Annotated in this window: 18 protein-coding genes; 10 read left to right on the plus strand and 8 right to left on the minus strand. The window is 43.8% G+C overall.

What is annotated here, in order from left to right:
• Positions 1-3 precede the first annotated feature (3 nt).
• The 4 genes from J0K78_RS09355 to J0K78_RS09365 form a co-directional block, all read right to left on the minus strand.
• A complete protein-coding gene (locus J0K78_RS09355) occupies positions 4-1398 on the minus strand; it encodes a DHA2 family efflux MFS transporter permease subunit (RefSeq protein ID WP_206946434.1) in 1395 nt (464 codons plus the stop codon).
• A gap of 163 nt (positions 1399-1561) precedes the next feature.
• Positions 1562-1690 carry a hypothetical protein gene (locus tag J0K78_RS20300; protein ID WP_370551104.1) on the minus strand — a complete coding sequence of 43 codons (129 nt, stop codon included), beginning with the start codon at positions 1688-1690 and terminating at the stop codon, positions 1562-1564.
• Positions 1687-2901, minus strand: coding sequence for a sodium/glutamate symporter (locus J0K78_RS09360; RefSeq protein ID WP_370551105.1), 1215 nt, complete (start codon positions 2899-2901; stop codon positions 1687-1689). The genes J0K78_RS20300 and J0K78_RS09360 overlap by 4 nt, the downstream gene beginning before the upstream one ends.
• Before the next feature lie 743 nt (positions 2902-3644).
• On the minus strand, positions 3645-4859 hold the full coding sequence (locus J0K78_RS09365) for a dicarboxylate/amino acid:cation symporter (protein ID WP_206946435.1): 1215 nt from the start codon (positions 4857-4859) through the stop codon (positions 3645-3647).
• 357 nt (positions 4860-5216) lie between these two features.
• Here J0K78_RS09365 and J0K78_RS09370 point away from each other — a divergent pair, with 357 nt between their 5' ends.
• The 3 genes from J0K78_RS09370 to J0K78_RS09380 all read left to right on the plus strand — a co-directional run bounded on the left by J0K78_RS09370 (position 5217) and on the right by J0K78_RS09380 (position 8423).
• Positions 5217-6635 (plus strand): NAD(P)H-binding protein, encoded by a 1419-nt coding sequence (locus J0K78_RS09370; protein WP_206946436.1) that lies wholly within the window; start codon positions 5217-5219, stop codon positions 6633-6635.
• A 61-nt stretch (positions 6636-6696) separates the two neighbouring features.
• Complete coding sequence (locus tag J0K78_RS09375; protein ID WP_202412326.1) at positions 6697-6864, plus strand: hypothetical protein; 168 nt, start codon at positions 6697-6699, stop codon at positions 6862-6864.
• A gap of 275 nt (positions 6865-7139) precedes the next feature.
• Positions 7140-8423: a globin-coupled sensor protein gene (locus tag J0K78_RS09380; protein ID WP_206946437.1), complete on the plus strand. Its 1284-nt coding sequence runs from the start codon at positions 7140-7142 to the stop codon at positions 8421-8423.
• 94 nt (positions 8424-8517) lie between these two features.
• Here the strand turns inward: J0K78_RS09380 and J0K78_RS09385 are convergent, their stop codons facing one another.
• Genes J0K78_RS09385 through J0K78_RS09395 form a run of 4 tightly spaced genes read right to left on the minus strand, consistent with a single transcriptional unit; the run spans position 8518 to position 10129 of the window.
• Positions 8518-9027, minus strand: a complete 510-nt coding sequence (locus J0K78_RS09385; RefSeq protein ID WP_242517803.1) for a hypothetical protein — start codon at positions 9025-9027, stop codon at positions 8518-8520.
• Complete coding sequence (locus J0K78_RS20075; protein ID WP_242517804.1) at positions 9027-9251, minus strand: hypothetical protein; 225 nt, start codon at positions 9249-9251, stop codon at positions 9027-9029. Before J0K78_RS20075 ends, J0K78_RS09385 begins: the two co-directional genes overlap by 1 nt.
• Entirely contained in the window at positions 9248-9697 is a 450-nt protein-coding gene (locus tag J0K78_RS09390; protein ID WP_160910602.1) for a DUF948 domain-containing protein, read from the minus strand. The genes J0K78_RS20075 and J0K78_RS09390 overlap by 4 nt, the downstream gene beginning before the upstream one ends.
• Before the next feature lie 18 nt (positions 9698-9715).
• The gene (locus J0K78_RS09395; protein WP_160910603.1) at positions 9716-10129 is read right to left on the minus strand and encodes a DUF948 domain-containing protein; all 414 of its coding nucleotides are present in this window, start codon (positions 10127-10129) and stop codon (positions 9716-9718) included.
• A gap of 735 nt (positions 10130-10864) precedes the next feature.
• Between J0K78_RS09395 and glgB the strand changes: the two genes are divergently transcribed.
• The 7 genes from glgB (at position 10865) to J0K78_RS09430 (ending at position 21401) form a co-directional block, all read left to right on the plus strand.
• Positions 10865-12784: a 1,4-alpha-glucan branching protein GlgB gene (gene glgB, locus J0K78_RS09400; RefSeq protein WP_206946438.1), complete on the plus strand. Its 1920-nt coding sequence runs from the start codon at positions 10865-10867 to the stop codon at positions 12782-12784.
• The gene (locus J0K78_RS09405) at positions 12774-13934 is read left to right on the plus strand and encodes a glucose-1-phosphate adenylyltransferase (protein WP_242517805.1); all 1161 of its coding nucleotides are present in this window, start codon (positions 12774-12776) and stop codon (positions 13932-13934) included. The genes glgB and J0K78_RS09405 overlap by 11 nt, the downstream gene beginning before the upstream one ends.
• A 12-nt stretch (positions 13935-13946) precedes the next feature.
• On the plus strand, positions 13947-15053 hold the full coding sequence (gene glgD, locus J0K78_RS09410; protein ID WP_206946439.1) for a glucose-1-phosphate adenylyltransferase subunit GlgD: 1107 nt from the start codon (positions 13947-13949) through the stop codon (positions 15051-15053).
• Between the two features lie 119 nt (positions 15054-15172).
• Positions 15173-16603 (plus strand): glycogen synthase GlgA, encoded by a 1431-nt coding sequence (gene glgA / locus J0K78_RS09415; RefSeq protein WP_160910607.1) that lies wholly within the window; start codon positions 15173-15175, stop codon positions 16601-16603.
• Positions 16604-16632: 29 nt separating this feature from the next.
• Positions 16633-19071, plus strand: a complete 2439-nt coding sequence (locus tag J0K78_RS09420; protein WP_160911795.1) for a glycogen/starch/alpha-glucan phosphorylase — start codon at positions 16633-16635, stop codon at positions 19069-19071.
• Positions 19072-19095: 24 nt separating this feature from the next.
• Positions 19096-21015 carry a glycoside hydrolase family 13 protein gene (locus J0K78_RS09425; protein ID WP_206946440.1) on the plus strand — a complete coding sequence of 640 codons (1920 nt, stop codon included), beginning with the start codon at positions 19096-19098 and terminating at the stop codon, positions 21013-21015.
• An 11-nt stretch (positions 21016-21026) separates the two neighbouring features.
• Positions 21027-21401, plus strand: coding sequence for a PH domain-containing protein (locus J0K78_RS09430; RefSeq protein WP_206946441.1), 375 nt, complete (start codon positions 21027-21029; stop codon positions 21399-21401).
• The last annotated feature ends 756 nt before the right edge of the window (positions 21402-22157 follow it).

The following is a 22157-nucleotide window of genomic DNA, read 5'->3' on the forward strand; positions in this document are numbered from 1 at the left end:
TTTTTAAGCGTTACTGAATTCACCTTCATGACGGGACTTTTTAATGAAAAATGCCATGATGAAACCGGCAACGGCGAAAATCCCAGCAACAATAAAGGAGACGTTCACTCCATGAATCAGACCTGTCACTCCTTCAGAAGGAATGGTTTGGCTTGTCATCACAGACACGAGCATGGCTGTACCCACGGCACCGGACACTTGGCGCATGGTATTGTTCATGGCCGTTCCGTGCGGCATCAAGTGCTGGGGCAGCTGGTTAAGTCCTGCTGTTGTGACAGGCATCATCACCATGGCAATCCCGAACATACGGACACAATTGACGAGAGCCAAATATAGGAACGTTGTTGATGGATCAAGTTTTGTAAACAGAAATGTAGAGACCGAGAGCAGTCCGAGACCGATGATGGCAAGCCAGCGTGCACCGAATTTATCAAAGAGACGACCAGTGATTGGGTTCATGATTCCCATTAACAATGCGCCAGGCAATAACATTAAGCCTGACTCAAAGGCTGTGAATCCAAGCATGTCCTGCATGAGAATCGGTAAAATAACCGCCCCGCCGATCATGGAGATAAAAACAATCATGCCGAGGACAGTTGTAAGAGTAAAGACTTTGTATTTGAAAATACGGAATTCCAAAATCGGTTTTTCTAATTTCATTTGTCGGGTGATGAACAGCGTCAACGTGACAGCTCCGACAACTAGAGAAAGGAGGACCTCGCTACTTAAAAAGCTGGCACTTCCGGCAACACTGAACCCATATAAAATACCACCGAAACCGAACGTAGACAGGATGATGGAGATTGGGTCGACTTTCGGGAACGTTTGCTTCGTTACATTTTTCAAGATGAAGTAAGCGACGATCAAGTCTGCAATTGCAATTGGCAGAATCACGAAGAACAGGCTTCTCCACGGGAACTGCTCAACGAGCCAGCCGGACAATGTCGGTCCGATGGCCGGTGCAAAGGCAATGACTAGTCCGAACATGCCCATCGCAGATCCTCTTTTTTCAATAGGGAAAACGAGGAACATAATCGTCTGCATTAATGGCAGAATAATACCGGCACCAGAGGCCTGCAGGACTCTTCCTGTGAGAAGAATCGAAAAGTTTGGGGCTATTCCGCAGATAAGTGTACCAAAAGCGAATAATCCCACCGCTGTCATAAACAGTCCTCTTGTAGAAAAACGTTCGATTAAAAAGGCTGTAATAGGAATCATAATTCCATTCACTAACATAAAGATTGACTGCAACCATTGTGCTGTATTCGCATCCAAATTCAAATCGGCCATGATGTGAGGCAGGGCAGTAGCTAATAGGGTCTGATTTAATATGGCCACAAAGGCGCCTGATATAAGCACAATCATCAAAGGGACACGGTTAATTTCTTGAGATGACATGATTTAACCTTCTTTCTAAAATACTTAGGCAACTAATTAAATATCATACCATATGAAACGTTTTTTGTTCAGTATTCAGCATATATTTCTTCATTAAAAATTAGGAACCTAAGATTTATTCAGTAAAAAAACAACGCCTGCTAAGGGCAGACGTTGTTGTTGCTTAGGCTGCTTTCTTTTTTCCGAAGTAAAAGAGCCCGAAAAAGATACCGATTGCTGTCATGGCGACCGCTACAATCAGTGTCGGCCATGGCCCGAATTGGGCAATGAACGGAACGGATAAGGCTGTCACAAATCCTCTAGGAAGGGTTCATAAAAGAGCTGTTTGTACCCGAATGCTTCGAATGCGGGGGACTCATTGTCTGGATCGACGACGCGCATCAAAAGTAAGCCTGTTGCGGTAACACCCATCGATTGCCCAAAGTCTCCAATTCCACGCTCAAACCAGTACTGTGGAATCATTCGGGGAGCAAGCACGAGAAATCCGAATAAGTTCCAGGCAATCCCTGCAGCGGCTAGAATGACAAAGGGGACGAGGTATTCGCCGATGACATCAAGCGAAACTGTAGAAATAGCCGTCAAAATAAGGATATCAAGTGCAAGGCCCTGGATTCGGTTAATCATTCTCCGATCAACAAGATTGTACTTGTCCTTTTTGCTGAAAAAGATTTGAAGAGCAATTCCGCCGATCATCGCGAGCGGGAATAATGGGATATAGCTCATAAAATCAGATCCGATGGTGATAGATTCAAGACCAATTAACCCTTGCAACAATAGCCAACCGAGTAAAATAGCGATAAATACAATGGATATATGGAAAGATAACGGTTCGATTGATTCAGGACGTAAGGTCATTTTACCCGCGGGTTCGCGGTTTTGATACTCCATCACTCCACGCTTTCTCAAATCAGAAAAGTCTTCCACATCTTCAATCACTTTCGTCTTCTTGTTACGAACCCCCCAGTTGATGAGGATGATCCCAAAAATAACACCGGACAATACACCGATGGTCGCAAGGCCGATCGCTAAATCGAAAGCTTCTGCAAAGCCGAGCTCTTCGAAAGTGCTTGCCATGCCGGTTGCTGTCCCGTGACCACCTTCAAAAGCAACTTCAATCAAGGCTCCTGACATGGCAGGTAGATCAAAGAATGGAACTAAGATGAGGACGGCAAGGGTGATTCCGACCACATACTGCCCCCAGCCTACCGACCATCCAAGCGCCAGCTGCGGACCAGCGTAAAACCAGATATCTTTTAACTTTGGAATGGCAGCTCCAAGGAAAAGAGCAGCAAATACCACATTGATCATGAGTCCGGGTAGGGCAGACCATACTTCTATAATGGATTCCGTCATGATACCGTTTGAGAAGAAGCTGTCTTCCGGCATGAATTTACCGAGTACCTGGGGACCAAGGAAGAGTGCGATAAACCCTCCGATAATGGATGAGGGTAAGAATAGATTTTGTAGTAACGTCCATTTGACTCGGATGATTTTACCGATCAAAAGGAAGACACCGATTTAAAGAAGGGCGAATCCTATTTCATTCGGAGTCATATGGTCACCTCTTTCTTAAAAGGGGATGTTTTTTTCCCATTTGTATAGTTTTAGCATTTACTCACTTTCCCTTGTCATTGTTTTCTTGAAACTACATTTTCAAGAAAAACTTTGCGATAAATAAATTTTTCATTTCTTCCACTATAGCTCCCTATTCTTGAAGACTCAGTTTCGAGATGTTCGTGTGATTCTGGGGGCTCCGGGAAAAGGTTCGCTTTCCCTCCGCCCCTTTACCTTATAAGTGTCTCGAAACCACTTCTAAAAGGGTCAGCTTAAATGGTTGAAGGAAGTGGATGATTCAAACACCTGTATTCATAAGTAAGGTACCAAATCTTCTCCCCTGGGCTGGCATTTAGTGCGTTGTATCAAGCATTTGCGTATGCTAAACGTCAATGGAGTAAAGTTTATATTATTCACTTCTCATAACCACACAAGCTGATTTTTCTAAGTAGTGGTTTCGAGAATCATATTGGGCCAAGGGGCGGAGGGGAATGGCGAGACTCCTGCGGGAAAAGAGTGCTAGGTGAGACCCCGCAAGGCGCCAGCCTGAGGAGGTTCACCGCGCTCCCGCTGAAAGCGAGTCATTCCCCGCAGCCCCATCCACTCAACAAAAGTCTCGAAACTAAGACCTCCACAATACTGCCATATAGCAAAAAAACCCTCCGTCTGTATAGGACGGAGGGTTTCAGGTTTTAGGATTGGTTTTTTTCTGTTTTGTTAATGAGTGAAGTTCCGACAAGATCGCCGGTTACGTTTAGGGCTGTGGCCCCCATACCGATCAGAACATCAACAGATGCAAGAAGGGCCACTGCTTCCATAGGCAGTCCGACTTGAGAGAACACAGTCGCAATCATGATGATTCCGGCACCTGGAACTCCGGCTGTTCCGACAGAAGCGAGTGTTCCAACAAGCACGATCTGAAGGATGGATACAAAGCTTAATGGATCCCCGATAATATTGGCAGCGAAGACGGCAGATACGGCAATACGAATGGCTGCACCGTCCATATTGATCGTCGCTCCTAGTGGAAGGCTGAAGCCATACAAGCTTTTATTCAATCCCAGGTTTTTCGCAGCATTTAATGTGACTGGAAGCGTACCAGAACTGCTCTGTGTAACAAAGGCTGTTAGCATCGCCGTTCGAGCCTCTTTGAAAAAAGCAGTCGGCTTTCGTTTACTTACAAATAGGAAAACAATATAAATAGCTAATTGTACAAGTAAACCTATATAAAGGACGCCGACGAAGCTGCCTAATTCCAGCAGTGTGTTCGCCCCTTGTGTACCGATTACTTCAGCGATGATTGCAAAAATACCGACGGGGACATATTGGAGGATCCCCTTCATAACGATTAACGTCGCCTCATTCAAACCATCTATGACTTTGTATAAGTGGCCTCCCAAACTTTGATAAGCGTTGGTAGAACGCATGTAAGAAAGTGCTAAACCAAAGACAATCGCAGTGAAGATTATTCCAAGCAAGTTCATTTCTGTTAACGCTGTAAGAATATTCTCAGGAACGATGTTTAAGAGTACGCTCGTGAAGCCGGGGTTTTCAGGAACCTCAACGGTTTCATTACCAAGACTCATCCCTGTACCAGGATTAAACAAAGTAGCCACGGATACGCCTACTAAAATGGCAAGAGCAGAAGTCCCCAGATAATAGAGGAAGACCTTTCCTCCCATGCGTCCTAATGAACCAATGTTCGTCTGATTAATTCCGACAATAAGGGTGAACAGGATCAATGGGACAATGATAAATTTCAAGAGACGGAGCAATAGGTCACCAAAAGGGGCCAGGACAGCTGCGTCTTCTCCGAAGAGGAGACCGGCGGATACACCGAGTATCAAGGCTACGGTGATTTTTTTAATCAATGATGTTTGTGTATAGATTCTCCACAACTTACTCATGGTGAACCCCTCCTTTTCCATAATATTTTAAACAGCATAATGCTGATTGGATTACTGAGGTTTACTAAGGTAAGATAATTCATGTGGACAAGGATGTCAACGGTATTGCTTACCAATTACTCACTCTTAATCAAAGTCTTCCACAAATCCCTTAATTTATCTTCCATATTGTAGAGGGGGATAGTTACTCACATTCCTCGAATGGAAGGGAAGCCTTTCTATAGCAAAAAACTCAGTTATCTTGAAATCGAGCCTTCTACAATCCTGCCATATTGTAAAGTATTACTCAAAGGATAGGTGTTACATACGAAGAGGCTGAGGGTACTACGTTTAAAAAACGAAAAGGAAGTGGCGGATGTGAAGAAAAAAACTGTCGTCGCTCTTGCTGGGGCGAGTGGATATATAGGACAAAACTTGATGGAAAAGCTGAAAGACCGTTCTGACATCATCGCTTTATCGAGGAATGGAGATGAAAAGGAAAATAGTGACCAAGTGACCTGGCGATCATGCGATCTATACTCAATGGCTGATGCGGAAGAAGGACTGGATGGAGCAGATATCGCTGTATATCTTGTACACTCAATGATGCCCTCGGCCAAGTTGACCCAGGGAACTTTTGAAGATATGGATGTCATCCTTGCTGATAATTTCGCACAGGCGGCTAAAAAAAGGGGCGTTAAGCAAATCGTTTATTTGAGCGGGATTATTCCTGAAGACGAACCAGGACTTTCCCGTCATTTGAAGAGCCGCCTTGAAGTAGAAAAGATTCTAGGGGCTTATGGAGTGCCTGTGACAACGATCCGGGCAGGACTTATTGTCGGCCCGAGAGGGTCTTCTTTTCCGATATTGAAGAAGTTAGTCAAGCGCCTCCCTTTTATGGTTCTCCCGCAATGGACGAAAACAAAAACACAGCCAATAGCCTTACCGGATGTAATCGGATCGCTTAATCAAAGCATCGGTGATGAGAGCTTAAAAGGGCGTTCGATAGACGTTGGGGGGCCGGATGTAATGACTTATGAAGAGATGATGGAAAAAGTCGCGGGCGTTATGGGAAGGAAACCTTTTATGATCCATGTCCCTTTTTTGACTATTGATTTGTCTAAATTATGGGTGAGGCTCGTGACGGGTGCACCAAAAGAAATGGTATACCCACTCATTGAAAGCCTTATTCATCCAATGGTTACCCATTCCCAAAATAAAGTGGCCGGAATTAGTGAAGGAAATACCTGCTTCGAGGAAGCGGCAGAGTGGGCACTTAAAGAGGAAGAAAAACAAAACAAAGGGAAACCGATAAGACCTAACCTCCCTGCTATGCAGGATGATGTCCGCTCTGTTCAGCGTATTCCGATCCCTCACGGCCATTCTGCAGACTGGATTGGGAAGTATTATGTGAAGTGGCTGGAAAAGGTATTGAATCCATGGGTGAAAACGACCGTAGATGAAACCCATGGTTGCCAAATAGGGGTGATTTTTAACGATATACCGCTTCTTGAATTCACATACTCTGCAGAGAGAAGTACAATGGACCGTGCCTTATATTATATATCTGGCGGACGGTTGACCAACAAAGAAAAAAACGTAAGGGGAAGACTTGAATTCAGGAAAATCCCTGGGAAAAATGAAGCCATTGTAGCCATTCATGACTATATGCCCTCATTGCCGTGGTTCTTATATAAATACACCCAGGCTAAAGCTCATTTAATCATCATGGACTTATTCCGCAGGCATTTAGAGAAATGGGGGGCACACGAACCCTCTTTTCAAGTTCATGAATAAATTTGAGAGTTCGAAACATAATAACCGTGTAAGACATTATGTTTTACACGAGGTGATTAGGATGGGCAACAAGGAAAAAAAGCCGGATCGCCAGTTCAAGGAAAGAAAGAGCCATGGCGAGCACCGGAATGGCCGGAAAGCTCAATTCAAAAACCACAGTACACATTTCGGAGAAGTTCCGAATGAGTACATCGACCGTGAGCGTTTGGGATACAACGCTGACGCGTAACCAAATCCCCCATACAGCTTTCATGCTGTATGGGGGATTTTATTCTTATTCAAAACCCATGCACTTCAACTATATGGCAGGATTTTCCCCGACACGCTCACCGCCCGCCCCATGGAAAGCAAACCTTTTCCCGGAGCCCCTAAAATCACACGAACATCTCGAAACTGAGTCTTCAACTAAAGGGAGTGTTTGTGGAAGAAGTAGAATCTTGCTTAACTGTTCGGTCGTTTAAGTCGATATTACTAGAAGAGAGAGTCAACTTAAGGGGGATGAACATGGGTTTATTCATGACAAAGAAAAAAGAGGAAGTTAGACCACTTGGGGTAGGAAATATAGGTGTAATTAACATACCGGAAGATTCTGATCTACATACACAGTTCGAAATGGTTCATTTTAGTGAACAGGATTTGGCGATCCTGCAATCATTAAAGCCAATAATCAGCAATCATATCGATCAAATCGTACCCCGATTTTATAGAAACTTGGAACATGAACCTTCTTTAGAACGGATTATCAATGACCACAGTTCTGTCGATCGTTTAAAACAAACATTGAAAGTTCATATTCAGGAAATGTTCAACGGTACGATTGATACCACCTTTATTGAAAAAAGGAAAAGGATTGCAGCTGTCCATTTGAAAATTGGACTGGAACCGAAATGGTACATGTCTGCTTTCCAGGACCTTTTATTATCGTTCATGGATATTTATGAACAGGATCTTCCACGAGAGCATTATGGGGAGGCCACTCGTGCAACGACCAAAATTTTAAATATTGAGCAGCAGCTCGTACTTGAAATGTACCAGGAAGAAGCAGAGGAACTCCGGCAGATTGAAGTGGAGAGAAGAGAAGAGGCGTACCGTCGAGTGGATCAGTTGTCTGAAGAGGTTGCCGCTGTCTCTCAACAGGCGAGTGCTTCTACAGAACAGTTGACGGAACAGACAGATAAAATTGTAGGGGATTCGAAGAAAGGTTCTCAAGTCGCTCAACAAGTGGAGCAGCAGTCGATGGATGGGAAGCAGCGCCTGGAAATTCAACAAAAGCAAATGAATCAGATTCAGGAAAACATCAATGAAATATCTGGTGACATGGAAAAATTAAAGCATGTAGCTGAGGAGATCAGTAAAATTGTAACCATTGTTTCTTCCATTGCAGAGCAGACGAATTTACTTTCACTGAATGCGTCAATTGAAGCTGCACGAGCTGGTGAGCATGGTGCAGGATTTACTGTAGTCGCGAATGAGGTACGGAAGTTGTCTGAGCAGACTCAGAACTCAGTTGCAGAAGTTTCAGATTTGATTTCCACTACCAGTGGGCAGATTCATAACGTTTCAAGTAACGTTGGAAACATCAACACCATGATTTCTGAAGGTGCAGACAGCATGGGTCAAATCAATCAGTTTTTTACAGAAATCGTATCTGCGATGGGTCAGAACAAGATGTATAATGCAGGGATTGAAGCAGAGCTGGAACAATTCGCTCAGGTGATTGAGGAAATCAATGACGCGGTTTATAAAGTGGCAGCCTCTTCTCAACAGTTGACGGAACTTACAGATTAGATCTGAAGAAGCGAACCAGTGCTTCCTCCTTCTTTGTCGTGAAAAATGAGAAGCCCTGCGCCATTGCGCAGGGCTTCATTCATGTAATATAGAATTAGCGTTGAGGATTGACCTCTACGACTTTTTCTTGAGGTACCGTTGCATTTTCCTCTTCGGAATCTTCTCTAAGCTCGTCCTTCGCTTCTCTGGCTTTATCGCCAACTTCCTGCAGATCTTCTCCTGCATCTTTGGCTGTGTTTATGATCTCTTCAGACTCTTCTTTAATATCTTTCGCTTTATCAGCAATTTCTTTTCCTTGGTTGTTAAATACATCTTGAACAGTTGCAGCTGCCTCACTTACAATGTTCACCACATTGCGGACGCGTGTGACCAGGTCATCTTTTTTCGCGGATGGATCTTCTTTCACTTCCGAAGCATAATCAGAAACCGCGTCTTTTGTGGAACGTGTACCCTCTTTCAGACGTTTTCTTTCTTTAGGGTCTTTAATTAGAATAAAAGCCCCGCCAATTAATGCTCCTGTTAAGATCGCAACAGGCAGTTTTTTGTTGCCTCTTTTTTTAGGTGTTTGTGTTTGTGGCTGCTGGTTTACATTTTGGTTTTCCATTAGGAAATTCCCCTTTCGGTTTTTAAATTTTTTTGAGCTTCCATGCGTAGTTTTTCTTTCGTCGATTGAATGTCTTCATATTGATTTCTACCTGTATTATAAAACTCCTCTTTTTTGCGGTCATACTTCATCTTTGAAATGGATGGTTCCTTCCTCCATATTCTCAAAGCTATTCCACCGAAGAACCCGGCCACGATGCCGATCATCCATTCGAGTGCCTTCATGAGGAGGTCGTCTCCACTTGAGCGGTCTTGAGTGCTTTTCGTTTCTGTGAAAAGTAATAGGTCAAAGCAAGAGCTCCGTAAACGCCGCGCCAACCTTCTTCGTTAATCTTTTGTTCACCTTCATGTGTCGTCTGCTTCAGTGAATATGTCATGTCAACAAGAGAGGACGTAAGCTTCCTGGAAGACTCACCGATATCCCCTACGATATAGAAAAGAGGACTGAGCGCCCGGATCTTTTCATTGACGTCTGCTAATGTATCGTTACTTTGGTGCAGGACACCTGTCGTCTCTTTCATGACAGAATCCAGTTGCTCCGGCAGTTGATCGACTGTTTTTTTAACGCCGCCAAGGACCCCTGCCAAGTTGTTCAATGCTTTTATAAGGAAAATGGAAACAATCGCAAAGGCGATTCCGATAATGAGAACACCGATTCCTAAAAAGTCCATCTGAAAAACCTCTCTTCTTTATTGTACTTTTTTTCTCTTCCATTTCAGGTACAGTTCAATTGCTGCATCCCCCCAACGGAGTGCTTTTGTTACTTTTTCGTCTCTTTCATGAGAAGCATGCGCCACACTCTCAGAAACGCCCTGGATGGACTGGTTCACATGCCCCACCGTTGTACCGACATTGCCGAGGGCATCCATCAGACCATCAAGCGTCTTGGTTTTCGTTTCAATATCTGAAGCGATGTGATTCGTTTTCTTAAGTAAACTTTCCGATTCTGTAGTGATGCCCTGCATTTGTCCTTCGACTTTTTCTAACGTCTGTGAAACGCTCGTCATCGTACTCGATGCAGCTTTCAGTGTTTTCACAACGAAAATGGCTATGAATGCAAAGGCTATCGCGATGATGAGTAAACTGATTCCCGCTAATGACATGACTCTTCACCTCTTTTATGTTTTAAGGATTTCTCTACCTGCTTCCTGCCAATAGAGAAAAAGCCAATGGAGTTTCTACCTCCAGCTGACCCTTTAATTCTTGTAATGCTATACCACTAATCTATTTCAATGAAACACTATACACATTAGAAGTTTATGTGAATTCAAAAGATCGTTCCTTTTCCTTAAAAGGGAAGGAAGGGCGTATTCTTTCTGTATTGGGAAAGTAGAAAAAACATAGATAGAATTGATCCGCTACGCCGTAATTACTTGATTCTTTCCTTTTCATCCCACACCCGTTGACTAAAATGAATCTACACCAGGTACGGAGTGTACTTTTCATCTTTGAAGGCGGAAAACGCTTTTACTATGTAGGGGGAGGAATAAACAGAGGCCCAGCAACTAAACGACAATCACAAAATGAATAATCACTATAAAAGTCCTATATTTGGAATCTTTTGTCTTAGTAAGGTTTTTCCATAAAAGGAAGAGGGAAGTACATATTTATGCAAGCGCTTACTTATAAACGTTGTTATAAAAGTAAGCGGAAATAATGAAGATGTATAAAAATTCGTCACGATTCGACAAAACTTTTCAGAAAATTTTTATTAATAGCAATTGTAAAAGAGGTTTCCTGATTTTATGATGAATATAGGCAAAAACAAAACACGTAAATTTTTTGCATTGTTCATCAACAGAAACTAAAAATCTACTAATTTAAAGAGGAGTGATGGTGTGGTCCAAGATACAACTCTAGAGCATGATATCTATTTATTCCATGAAGGAAACCTCCGTTACAGTCACAGGCTGCTCGGTGCACATCCGGATACGAGAAACGGAGAGAAAGGCATTCGTTTCACCGTCTGGGCTCCCCATGCGGTTCAGATGAGTGTCGTCGGGATGTTCAACGATTGGGACGGCCGGAAGAATCCGATGGAAAAAATCAATGATAACGGAATTTGGATCGCCTTCATTCCGGGTCTTGAAAAAGGCACGATATATAAGTATGAAATATTAACGACGCACGGGCATCTTCAGCTGAAAGCGGATCCATATGCAATCTCCAGCGAGCTTCGACCTGATACGGCTTCTGTCGTCTACCCCTTGGACAATTACTCCTGGAGCGATGGCGAATGGATGAAACAGAGAAAAGCGAAGAACCCCTATGAATCTCCGATGTCCATCTACGAGCTTCATCTAGGTTCATGGAAAAATATCGAACCTGAGGTCTTCTATAATTACAGGGATTACGCCGAGATGGTGATTCCCTACGTCAAAGATTTAGGGTACACCCATATTGAACTCCTTCCACTAACGGAGCATCCCTTTGATCGTTCATGGGGCTATCAGGCGACCGGGTACTTTTCTGTCACCTCCCGCTATGGAACCCCGGATGACTTTAAATATTTTGTCGACCAGTGTCATAAATATGGGATCGGTGTCATATTGGATTGGGTGCCGGGTCATTTTTGTAAGGACGCACACGGGTTACGCCGGTTTGATGGAGAAGCTCTCTATGAATATGCAAACCCTAGTAAAGCTGAGAAAACGCAGTGGGGTACGCTTACGTTTGATTTTGCTAGAAACGAAGTTCAGAGCTTCCTTATTTCGAACGCGATCTACTGGCTGAAAGAATACCATCTCGATGGCCTGCGGGTCGATGCCGTGGCTAGCATGCTTTACTTGGACTTCGGCAAGGAAGATGGCGAATGGGAGCTGAATGAGTACGGCGGCCGTGAAAACTTGGAAGCCGTATCGTTTATCAAAAAAATGAACGAAGCCATTTTTGAGGAAACCCCAGATGTATTGATGATGGCCGAAGAGTCTACATCATGGCCACTCGTTAGTGCACCCACCTATATCGGGGGTCTTGGCTTCAATTATAAATGGAACATGGGTTGGATGAATGACATGCTCAAGTATATGGAGATGGATCCTATTCATAGGAAATACCACCATAACTTGATTACTTTCTCTTTGTTCTATGCTTTTTCCGAGAATTTTGTATTACCGATTTCTCATGATGAAGTCGTTCATGGCAAGAAATCGTTGTTAAATAAAATGCCGGGTGATTACTGGCAGAAATTTGCGAACCTGCGGGCCTTTCTCGCCTACATGTATGCCCACCCAGGGAAGAAACTCATGTTTATGGGAGGTGAATTCGGACAGTTCGATGAGTGGAAAGATTTAGAGGATTTGGATTGGGAGCTATTGGATTATGATTCCCACGCCTCCATATTGGATTATACGAAACAGTTGCACCAATTGTATCAGGATATGCCGGCCTTATGGGAACTCGATCATAAGGAAGAAGGCTTCATGTGGATCGATGCCAACAACTATGAGCAGAGCATCATCTCATTTGTCCGCAACAGCCGTACATCGAATGACCAACTAGTGGTCGTCTGCAACTTTACTCCAGAAGTCTATCATGATTATAGAGTAGGAGTACCGAAACACGGCTCATATAAAGAGATCTTTTCGAGCGACGCGGAACATTTCGGAGGTTCTGGGCAGACGAACGGTCTGCCTTTAGACAGCGTACCTTCCCCATGGCAAGGACAGGATCAGCATATTACCATGACGATTCCCCCGCTCGGTGTGAGCTTCTTGAAAAGAACTTCAGTATCCAAGGAGGAAAATCATGAAAAATAAAGAGTGTGTAGCAATGCTTCTGGCTGGCGGCCAAGGAACCAGACTGAAGTCATTAACTAAACAAATTGCAAAACCTGCTGTTTACTTTGGCGGAAAATATAGAATCATCGACTTTCCATTAAGCAATTGTACGAATTCAGGGATCGACACAGTTGGTGTCCTTACCCAGTATGAGCCCTTAATTTTGAATGACTATATTGGCATTGGGGACACATGGGATCTTGACCGTAAATACGGGGGTGTTTCTGTTCTGCCTCCATTCATGCAGGCAGAAGGTGGAGGCTGGTATACAGGTACAGCCAACGCTATTTACCGTAACTTGAAGTTTTTGAATCAATATGAACCAGAACACGTTCTTGTGCTGTCTGGAGACCACATTTATAAGATGGATTACGGCGCAATGCTTGATTATCATAAAGGATCTGGCGCCGATGCAACCATTTCAGTTATCGAAGTACCGTGGGAGGATGCGAACCGTTTTGGCATTATGAACACGGATGGAGATGGAAGAATTACTGAGTTTGATGAAAAACCTGCGAATCCGAAGAGCAATCTGGCGTCTATGGGTGTCTACATTTTCCGTTGGGATGTGTTGAAACAGTACCTGATTGAAGATGCAGAAAAAGAAAATTCCTCCCATGACTTTGGGAAAGACATTATTCCCGCTCTTCTTTACGATTATAAAAAATTAATGGCTTACACATTCGAAGGTTACTGGAAGGATGTCGGTACGATCGACAGCCTTTGGGAAGCGAACATGGATCTTCTGAAGAGGGAGCCTGAACTGGATTTGAACGATTCAAAGTGGCGCATTTACTCGAAGAACCCGAATCAGCCGCCCCAATATATCGCGCCGACGGCTCATGTGAGAAATGCATTGATCAATGAGGGCTGCCGCATCAAGGGAACTGTAGATACTTCGATTATCTTCTATGGGGTGCATGTGGATGAATCTTCCGTTGTCAAAGATAGTGTCATCATGCCTGATGTGAAAATCGGTAAAAATGTGAAGATTCACAGGGCCATCATTTCGAAAGGAAGCGTCATTGAGGATGGGGCAGTCATCGGCGACCCGTCACCAGAAAGTGAAATCACACTCGTGGCAGATGAAGGCAGTGTCCTTGCCACAAGTTATGCTACCAATAGTTAAAGGGAGGATTTTATGGATCGTATAGCAGGAATCATAAACTTAGATCACGAACAAGACATGTTGGATGAGTTGACCTATTTCCGTTGTGGCGCAGCCGTACCATTTGCGGGACGTTACCGGATGATCGACTTTGCCATTTCAAATATGACGAATTCCCGAATTGAATCCGTAGCGGTATTTGCGCGTAGGAAATACCGCTCCCTGATGGATCATTTGGAGCAGGGGAAAGCTTGGGACTTGGACCGCAAGCGTGGCGGGCTGTTCATCCTTCCTCCAGACTGGAATGATCCAACAGACATTTCACGTGGCGATTTGCAGCATTTCCACAACAATATCGATTTTATCAATCGTACGTTAGCCAACTATATTGTTGTCTCAGGTTCACAGCATATCTGCAACATCAATTATCAGGATGTGCTGCAAGAACATAAGAGTTCTGGTGCAGATGTTACGGTTATCTACAAAAAAGTGGATGAACTTTATCCCGAGCACCAACGAGCTCACAAGCTTGACGTGGATGAAGACAACCGGGTGACAGCGATCCACAATGATCATAGCAATAAGAATGTGTACATGGATATGTACATCATTGAGAAAGATCTCTTATACAACTTGATCGAGAAGTGCATTGCCCATGGATGCTCCCACTTTTTCTTAGACGGGATTAAAGCGAAACTACCTGAGATTAATATCCATGCGTATGAATACCATGGTGGTCATGCCCTGGTGAACTCTGTTGAAAGCTACTACCGCAACAGTGCGAAGCTGTTGAATCCCGAAGATCATGATGAGTTGTTCAAAGACGATGCTCCCGTGTTCACTAAAGTTAAAAATGAGGCGCCTTCCAACTATACCGTTACTTCCAACGTTTCCAATACGATGGTCGCAAATGGATGTGTTATTGAAGGTCATGTCGAAGACAGCATTCTCTTCCGTGGTGTGAAAGTCGCTGAAGGAGCCGTCATCAAAAACTCAATTATTATGCAACGCTGTGAAATTGATAGCAATGCCGTTTTAGAAAACGTCATTCTCGATAAAGATTGCAACATTTCAAACGGAAAGACATTAATCGGTGCTCCAGAGAAGCCGTATGTCGTAGCAAAAAGAAGAACAATGTAATACCCCCATGAAGGGACTGTCCGGATTTCATCACTCTGACAGTCCTTTTCATGTAATCAGCTCATTCGTGATGTTTTGAACATGTTTTGAACGAATAAAATTAAAGGAGTGGGTAAAACGTGAATGTTTTGATGATTGGTTCTGAGTGTACCCCTTTTATTAAAACAGGTGGTCTGGCTGATGTTTTAGGTTCTCTACCTCATGCCTTAAAAAATCAGGGCGCGGATGTCAGGGTCGTCCTGCCGAAATATGAAAACATGGATGATCACTGGAAAGAACAGCTGGAACATCTGGGTGAAATGAATGTACAGCTTGGCTGGCGCAGTCAATATGCTGGAATCGAATATATTAAATATGAAGGCATTCCTGTGTATTTCATAGATAACGAGTATTATTTCAAGCGTTCTAATTTATACGGATATGATGATGAAGCGGAGCGATTCGTATTCTTCAATCGTGCCGTGATGGATTGGGTCTGTGAGATGGACTGGACGCCTGATGTTTTGCATTGCCACGACTGGCAGACAGGGTTGATTCCGGTTTACTTACATACCCACTATAAGGAAGTTGAAAAACTTCAAGGTATGAAAACCGTTTTTACCATCCATAATTTGAAGTATCAAGGCGTATTTGCCCAATCCGTGCTTCATGATTTGATGGACTTTGATGAGAATATGATGACAGAAGATGCGTTTGAATTTTTCGGGGACATCAATTTCATGAAAGGGGCCTTGAATTACGCGGACTTCATTACAACGGTCAGTGAAACTTACGCAAAAGAGATTCAAACGCCTTATTATGGGGAAAACCTAGATGGAGTGTTACGAAAACGTACTGATGAATTAATCGGGATCGTCAACGGCATCGATGATCAAAACTATAACCCTATGAAAGATGATGCCCTGGCGTTTCCTTATCGCAGTTCTTTAATCAAGAAAGCCCAAAACAAAATGTGGCTGCAGGCGGAGCTTGGTTTGCCAGTCAGAAAAGATGTTCCAATGATTGGCATCGTTTCCAGGCTGGTGGAGCAAAAAGGATTCGATTTGATTGGTCGGGTCATCGATGAGTTATTACATGACGATGACGTTCAGATCGTCTTACTTGGTACAGGAGAATACCAATATGAACAAATGCTCCAGTGGGCCCAGCACCGACACCCAGAAAAAATGTCTACGAATATTCGTTTTTCAGAACCTTTTTCCAGACAGATTTATGCGGCGAGCGATCTATTTCTCATGCCGTCCCGTTTTGAGCCATGTGGCATCGGCCAGTTGATAGCTTTACGATATTTGGCTGCTCCAATTGTAAGAGAAACGGGAGGACTCGCGGACACCGTTCAGCCATATAATGAAGAGACAGGAGAAGGGAACGGATTTACGTTTACCAACTACAACGCCCATGACATGCTGTACACCATTCGCAGAGCTCTGGAATTCTATCAGGAACCTGCTGCTTGGCAGAATCTTGTGAAGAACATTTGCAAGAGTAAGTTCACATGGAAAAACTCTGCTGATCAATATATGGATCTTTATCAATCCATGTTTCGTTAGCAGGGGTGATAGGAGGAACCTTCATGGTGATGTTCAGTGACAAAGAAGAATTCAAGTCAGAGTTCAAAGCGCAGTTAGAGAGTAAGTTTGGTAAGACCATAGACACAGCATCCGAATTCGATACGTACCGGGCGCTTGGGGCTTTGATCCGTGAGAAGATCAATAAAGATTGGCTGAAGACGAACCGGGAGTACAAAACAAATAAAACCAAGCAGGTGTATTACTTTTCCATGGAATTTTTAATGGGACGTCTGCTCGGCAATAATTTATTGAATTTAGACGTACTTTCGCTTGTTGAAGAAGGATTAGCGGATCTCGGGCTGTCTTTATCGGAACTCGAAAAAAAGGAAAGTGATGCTGGTCTTGGTAATGGCGGCTTAGGACGATTAGCTGCTTGTTTTCTTGATTCCCTTGCTTCTTTAGAATTAGCTGGGCATGGCTATGGTCTCCGGTACCGATATGGAATGTTCGATCAGCATATCATTGATGGAAAACAGGTGGAATTCCCGGATTATTGGCTTTCAAAAGAATTCATCTGGGAGGTCCGTCGCCCTGAAGATGCGATTGAAGTTCGCTTTGGTGGAAATGTGTCATCGACAAGAGATAAAGATGGAAAACTCCATTTCAAATATGAAAACTATGAGCCAATCCAGGCCGTCCCTTACGATGTACCTGTTGTCGGTTACCATAACGATACAGTGAATACCTTAAGGCTCTGGTCCGCTGAACCCACGGTGGAGGATACGATGACAAAAGCGGAAAAGGAAGGGGTTTTTGGTCACTTTTTAGATCATAAGCGATCCCTCGAATCCATCTCGGACTTCCTTTACCCCGATGACTCTACAGAGGAAGGAAAGAGTCTTCGTTTGAAGCAGGAATACTTCTTAGTGTCCTCTGGCGTGCAATCGGTTGTGCGATCGTTTGAAAGACTGGGACTTCCATGGTCCTCGTTCCCTGATAAGGTAGCGCTTCATATCAATGACACACACCCGGCGCTCGTCATTCCTGAACTGATGAGGATCCTTATGGATGAAAAGGGGATTGGCTGGGAGGAAGCATGGGAGATTACACAGTCTTCTGTTTCCTATACGAATCACACAACATTAAGCGAGGCTCTCGAATCTTGGCCGGTGGGGCTTGTCCGTTCATTGCTGCCTCGGATTTTCATGATTATCGATGAAATCAATGAAAGGTTTTGTCAGGGTTTATGGAAAACCTATCCTGGTGAATTCGACCGAATCGCTGATTTAGCCATCGTAGCGGATGGGCAGGTAAAAATGGCCCATTTGAGTATTGTCGGGAGTCACAGTATCAACGGAGTCGCGAAACTCCACACGGATATACTGAAGGAACGTGAAATGAAGCGCTTTTATAACACATTTCCTGAGCGCTTTAATAATAAAACGAACGGGATCACCCACCGTCGCTGGCTGATGCACGCAAACGGTCCGTTGAGCTCTGTCATCACGGAGGCTATTGGTGAGGAGTGGATGAAAGAACCGAAGCAACTGAGCCGCTTGCTTGATCATAAAGATGACCTGGCTTTTCTTGACAAGCTCCATGAAATCAAGCAGGAGAACAAAGTAAACTTCGCGAACTGGGTGAAAAACACACAAGGGATCACCGTAGATCCAAACTCCATCTTTGATGTTCATATCAAGCGACTGCACGGGTATAAACGTCAATTGCTCAATGCCCTTCATATTATGCATTTATATAATGAATTGAAATCAGATCCGACGCTTGATATTGTTCCGAGAACCTTCTTTTTCGGAGCAAAAGCAGCGCCAAGCTATCACTTTGCAAAGAAAGTGATTCAACTTATCAACCGTATCGCATCGGTGGTCAATAACGACCCTGATGTGAAGGATTATATAAAAGTGGTCTTCATACCAAACTACTCGGTTTCCATCGCAGAGAGAATTATTCCAGCGAGCAATGTCAGTGAACAAATTTCAATGGCTACAAAAGAAGCTTCAGGAACAGGGAACATGAAGTTTATGATGAACGGAGCATTGACCCTTGGAACCATGGATGGAGCCAATGTGGAAATTCATGATCTTGTCGGAGATGATAACATTTACATTTTCGGTTTAACGTCTGATGAAGTGTGGGACTATTATCGAAACGGATCCTATTCTTCACGAAACGTTTATGATAATGATGAGCGTGTCCGTCACATCATGGATGAGCTCATTCATTACAGCCCGTTCTCTAAAGGAGAGACCGATTTTCAAGAGATCTATGATGCCTTATTAACCTATAACGATGAATACTTTGTGCTTAAGGATTTTGCCAGCTACGTATTAGCTCAGAAAAAGGTGAGTCAGGATTACCAACGCAAACGTCAGTGGAACTTAAAGAGTCTTGTCAATATCTCTCAATCCGGAGTTTTCTCAAGTGACCGGACCATTCAGGAATATGCCCGCGATATATGGGACATTCAACGTGTGAAGGCGTTGAAGTGAGGTACTATTTAGGGGGACGGATGTGTGAGACAAAAGGATATGTATCATAATAGTTTTGAAGAATCTTATCGAGAGCCTTTCGGTGCAGCGCCGAAGGGTTCTCCTGTTACGCTCAAAATTGACATCAATGACCGGTACAGGGTTTCCCACGTTATCCTTCACTACATCTTAGACCGTACAGACGATGAGAAGACGAAGGAGATGGACCTCTGCAGTCAGGAACATCAACAGGTATCTTATGAAGCTACCATCCGGATGCCTGAAAGGCCGCAGCTCATCTGGTATTTTTTCGAAATCATTCTAGAGGAACAGACCCTTTATTATGGACGGGAAAGAAGCTACGAAAGCGGAGAGGGGAAAGTGTACGATCATATCCCTCCCTCGTGGCAGATTACGGTGTACGACCCTTCATATAAAACACCGGATTGGTGGAAAAACGCGACGATGTATCAAATCTTCCCGGACCGTTTTTATACGGCAGGAGAGCTCGAAATGGAGAAAGCACCTGAGACGAGTTTGGTGCATGCCCATTGGGAAAACGATCCGGTCTACATTCGAAATGAACGGGGGGAAGTCATTCGTTGGGACTTTTTCGGCGGAAACCTAAAAGGAATCACTGAAAAACTTGATTATATTGAAGGTTTAGGGGTATCGGTTATTTATTTGAATCCGATATTCGAAGCGGAAAGCAACCACCGCTATGATACAGGCGATTACCACAAAATCGATCCTCTCCTCGGTACGAAAGAAGACTTGGAAACATTGATCAAGGAAGCGGCTGATAGAGGTATTGAAATCATGCTGGACGGGGTTTTTAGTCATACTGGAAGCAACAGTATTTATTTTAATCGAGAAGGAAAGTATGATTCTCTCGGCGCGTACCAATCTAAAAATTCCCCGTACTACAGCTGGTACACCTTCCACCATTATCCGGATGAATATGATGCCTGGTGGGGCGTCGGGACGCTTCCGACATTGAATAAAGAAAATGAGGACTATCAGGATTTCCTCATCCATGATGAAGAGAGTGTCATTAAGACATGGCAGCAATCAGGAATGAAAAACTGGCGCTTGGATGTAGCTGATGAACTGACTGATGATTTGATCAGCCAAATCTATAGTCAGTTGAAGAAGAAAGATGAATCGAGTGTCCTCCTTGGGGAAGTTTGGGAGGATGCTTCTAACAAAACAGCTTACGGAAAACGACGGGACTACTTCTTGGGTGGCGTTCTTGATTCCGTGATGAACTACCCCATGCGCCGATTGATGCTGGACTTCATGAAGGGTGAAATGGATGCATATACTGTTCACCGCCGACTTATGACGTTAAGCGAACATTATCCGAAAGAGTATTTCTATGCCGTCATGAATATGCTTTCCAGTCACGATGTAGAGAGAATCCAAACGATGTTGGAAGACTATCTTCCAGATGATTTTAGTCAAGAGGAAGCAGAGAAACTCATCATCAAGCAAATCAAATCTCTTAGTCTATGGCTCTATGCTTTTCCGGGCGTGCCTTCCTTGTACTATGGAGATGAAGCGGGGGTGACGGGCGGAGCTGACCCTGATAACCGCAAACCATATCCTTGGGGTCGGGAGAATGAAGAACTGCTGGATTGGTATAAAAAAATCGGAGAGTGGAGGAAAGAGCATACCGCTCTCCGGACCGGTCATTGGAAGTCTTTCACCTTGGACAAAGATGTGATCGGTTTCGAACGCTGGACAGAAAACGGTGTGGACCATTTTAATGAAAAAACAAGTGATGAGCGAATGCTTTATATATTCAATCGGAATACAAGAAAGAAAATAGAGATCAATTTGCCAATACAAAAAGGGAAGTGGCAGAGCCTGGAAAACAAAAAGCGGATTTTCAGTTCAAAAAACAATGTATTAACCATAGAACTCGACCCATGTGAAGCTATGTTATTACGTTTAATGAAATAGGAGGGATACCGATGGGTTTTTTAGATGGTCTGATGGGAAATGCCAGTCAGGTGGATGTCGATAAAATTGAAAGAGAGCTTGAGGGCATTCTTATTGAAGGGGAAAACGTTCAAAGCGGGTACAAAGTTCTGAGAGATTCATTCATTTTCACAGACCGCCGCTTACTGCTTATCGATAAGCAGGGCATGACGGGGAAGAAGGTCGAATACCATTCCATTCCTTATAAAAGTATCACTCACTTTAGTGTTGAGACAGCAGGCAGCTTTGACCTTGATTCCGAATTAAAAATTTGGATCTCTGGAACGAATGAACCGATTGGGAAACTCTTCAAAAAAGACAGCCCAATTGAAGAAGTCCAACAAACCCTCGCCACCTTCGTATTATAAATGTTTCACGTGAAACAATTCTGAAAATAAGCCCGGAATTAAGCATCCGGGCTTATTTTTTATGCTTATTGTTCAACTATATGGCAGGTTTCTTGAAGACTCACTTTCGAGACTTTTGTTGAGTGGATGAGGGCTGCGGGGAATAGCTCGCTTTCCGCGGGAGCGCGGTGAGCCTCCTCGGACTGCGTCCTGTGGGGTCTCACCAAGCACTTTTTTCCCGCAGGAGTCTCGCCATTCCCCTCCGCCCACTAACCAAAGAAGACACTCGAAACCACTACTTAAAAAATCAGCTCGTATAGTTATTCAGAAGTGAATGATATAAACTCTACCTCATAGACGTTTAGCAAACGCAAATGCTTGATGCAACACACTATATGCCCGCTTAGGGAGAAGAATTGGAACTTTACTTATGAATACAGTTGTTCTAATCATCCACTTCTCTCAACCACTCAAACTAACCCTTTTATAAGTGGTTTTGAGACACTTATAAGGTAAAGGGGCGGAGGGAAACGGTGAGACTCCTATGGGACGTGTGGGACAGGTTAGACCCCGGAAGGCGTAGCCTGAGGAGGCTCACCGCCCGCCCCATGGAAAGCGAACCTTTTCCCGGAGCCCCTAGAATTACACGAACATCTCGAAACCGAGTCTTCAACTAAAGGGAGCGATAGTGATAAAACCACACTAGGAATCTGAAAATTCCATATATATTTGAATTTTTGGTCTGATTAGCCCATCATAAGTAATAGATATATACTG

Source organism: Halobacillus sp. GSS1 (assembly GCF_017307035.1).
In the GTDB taxonomy this organism is placed as follows: Bacteria; Bacillota; Bacilli; order Bacillales; family Halobacillaceae; genus Halobacillus; species Halobacillus litoralis.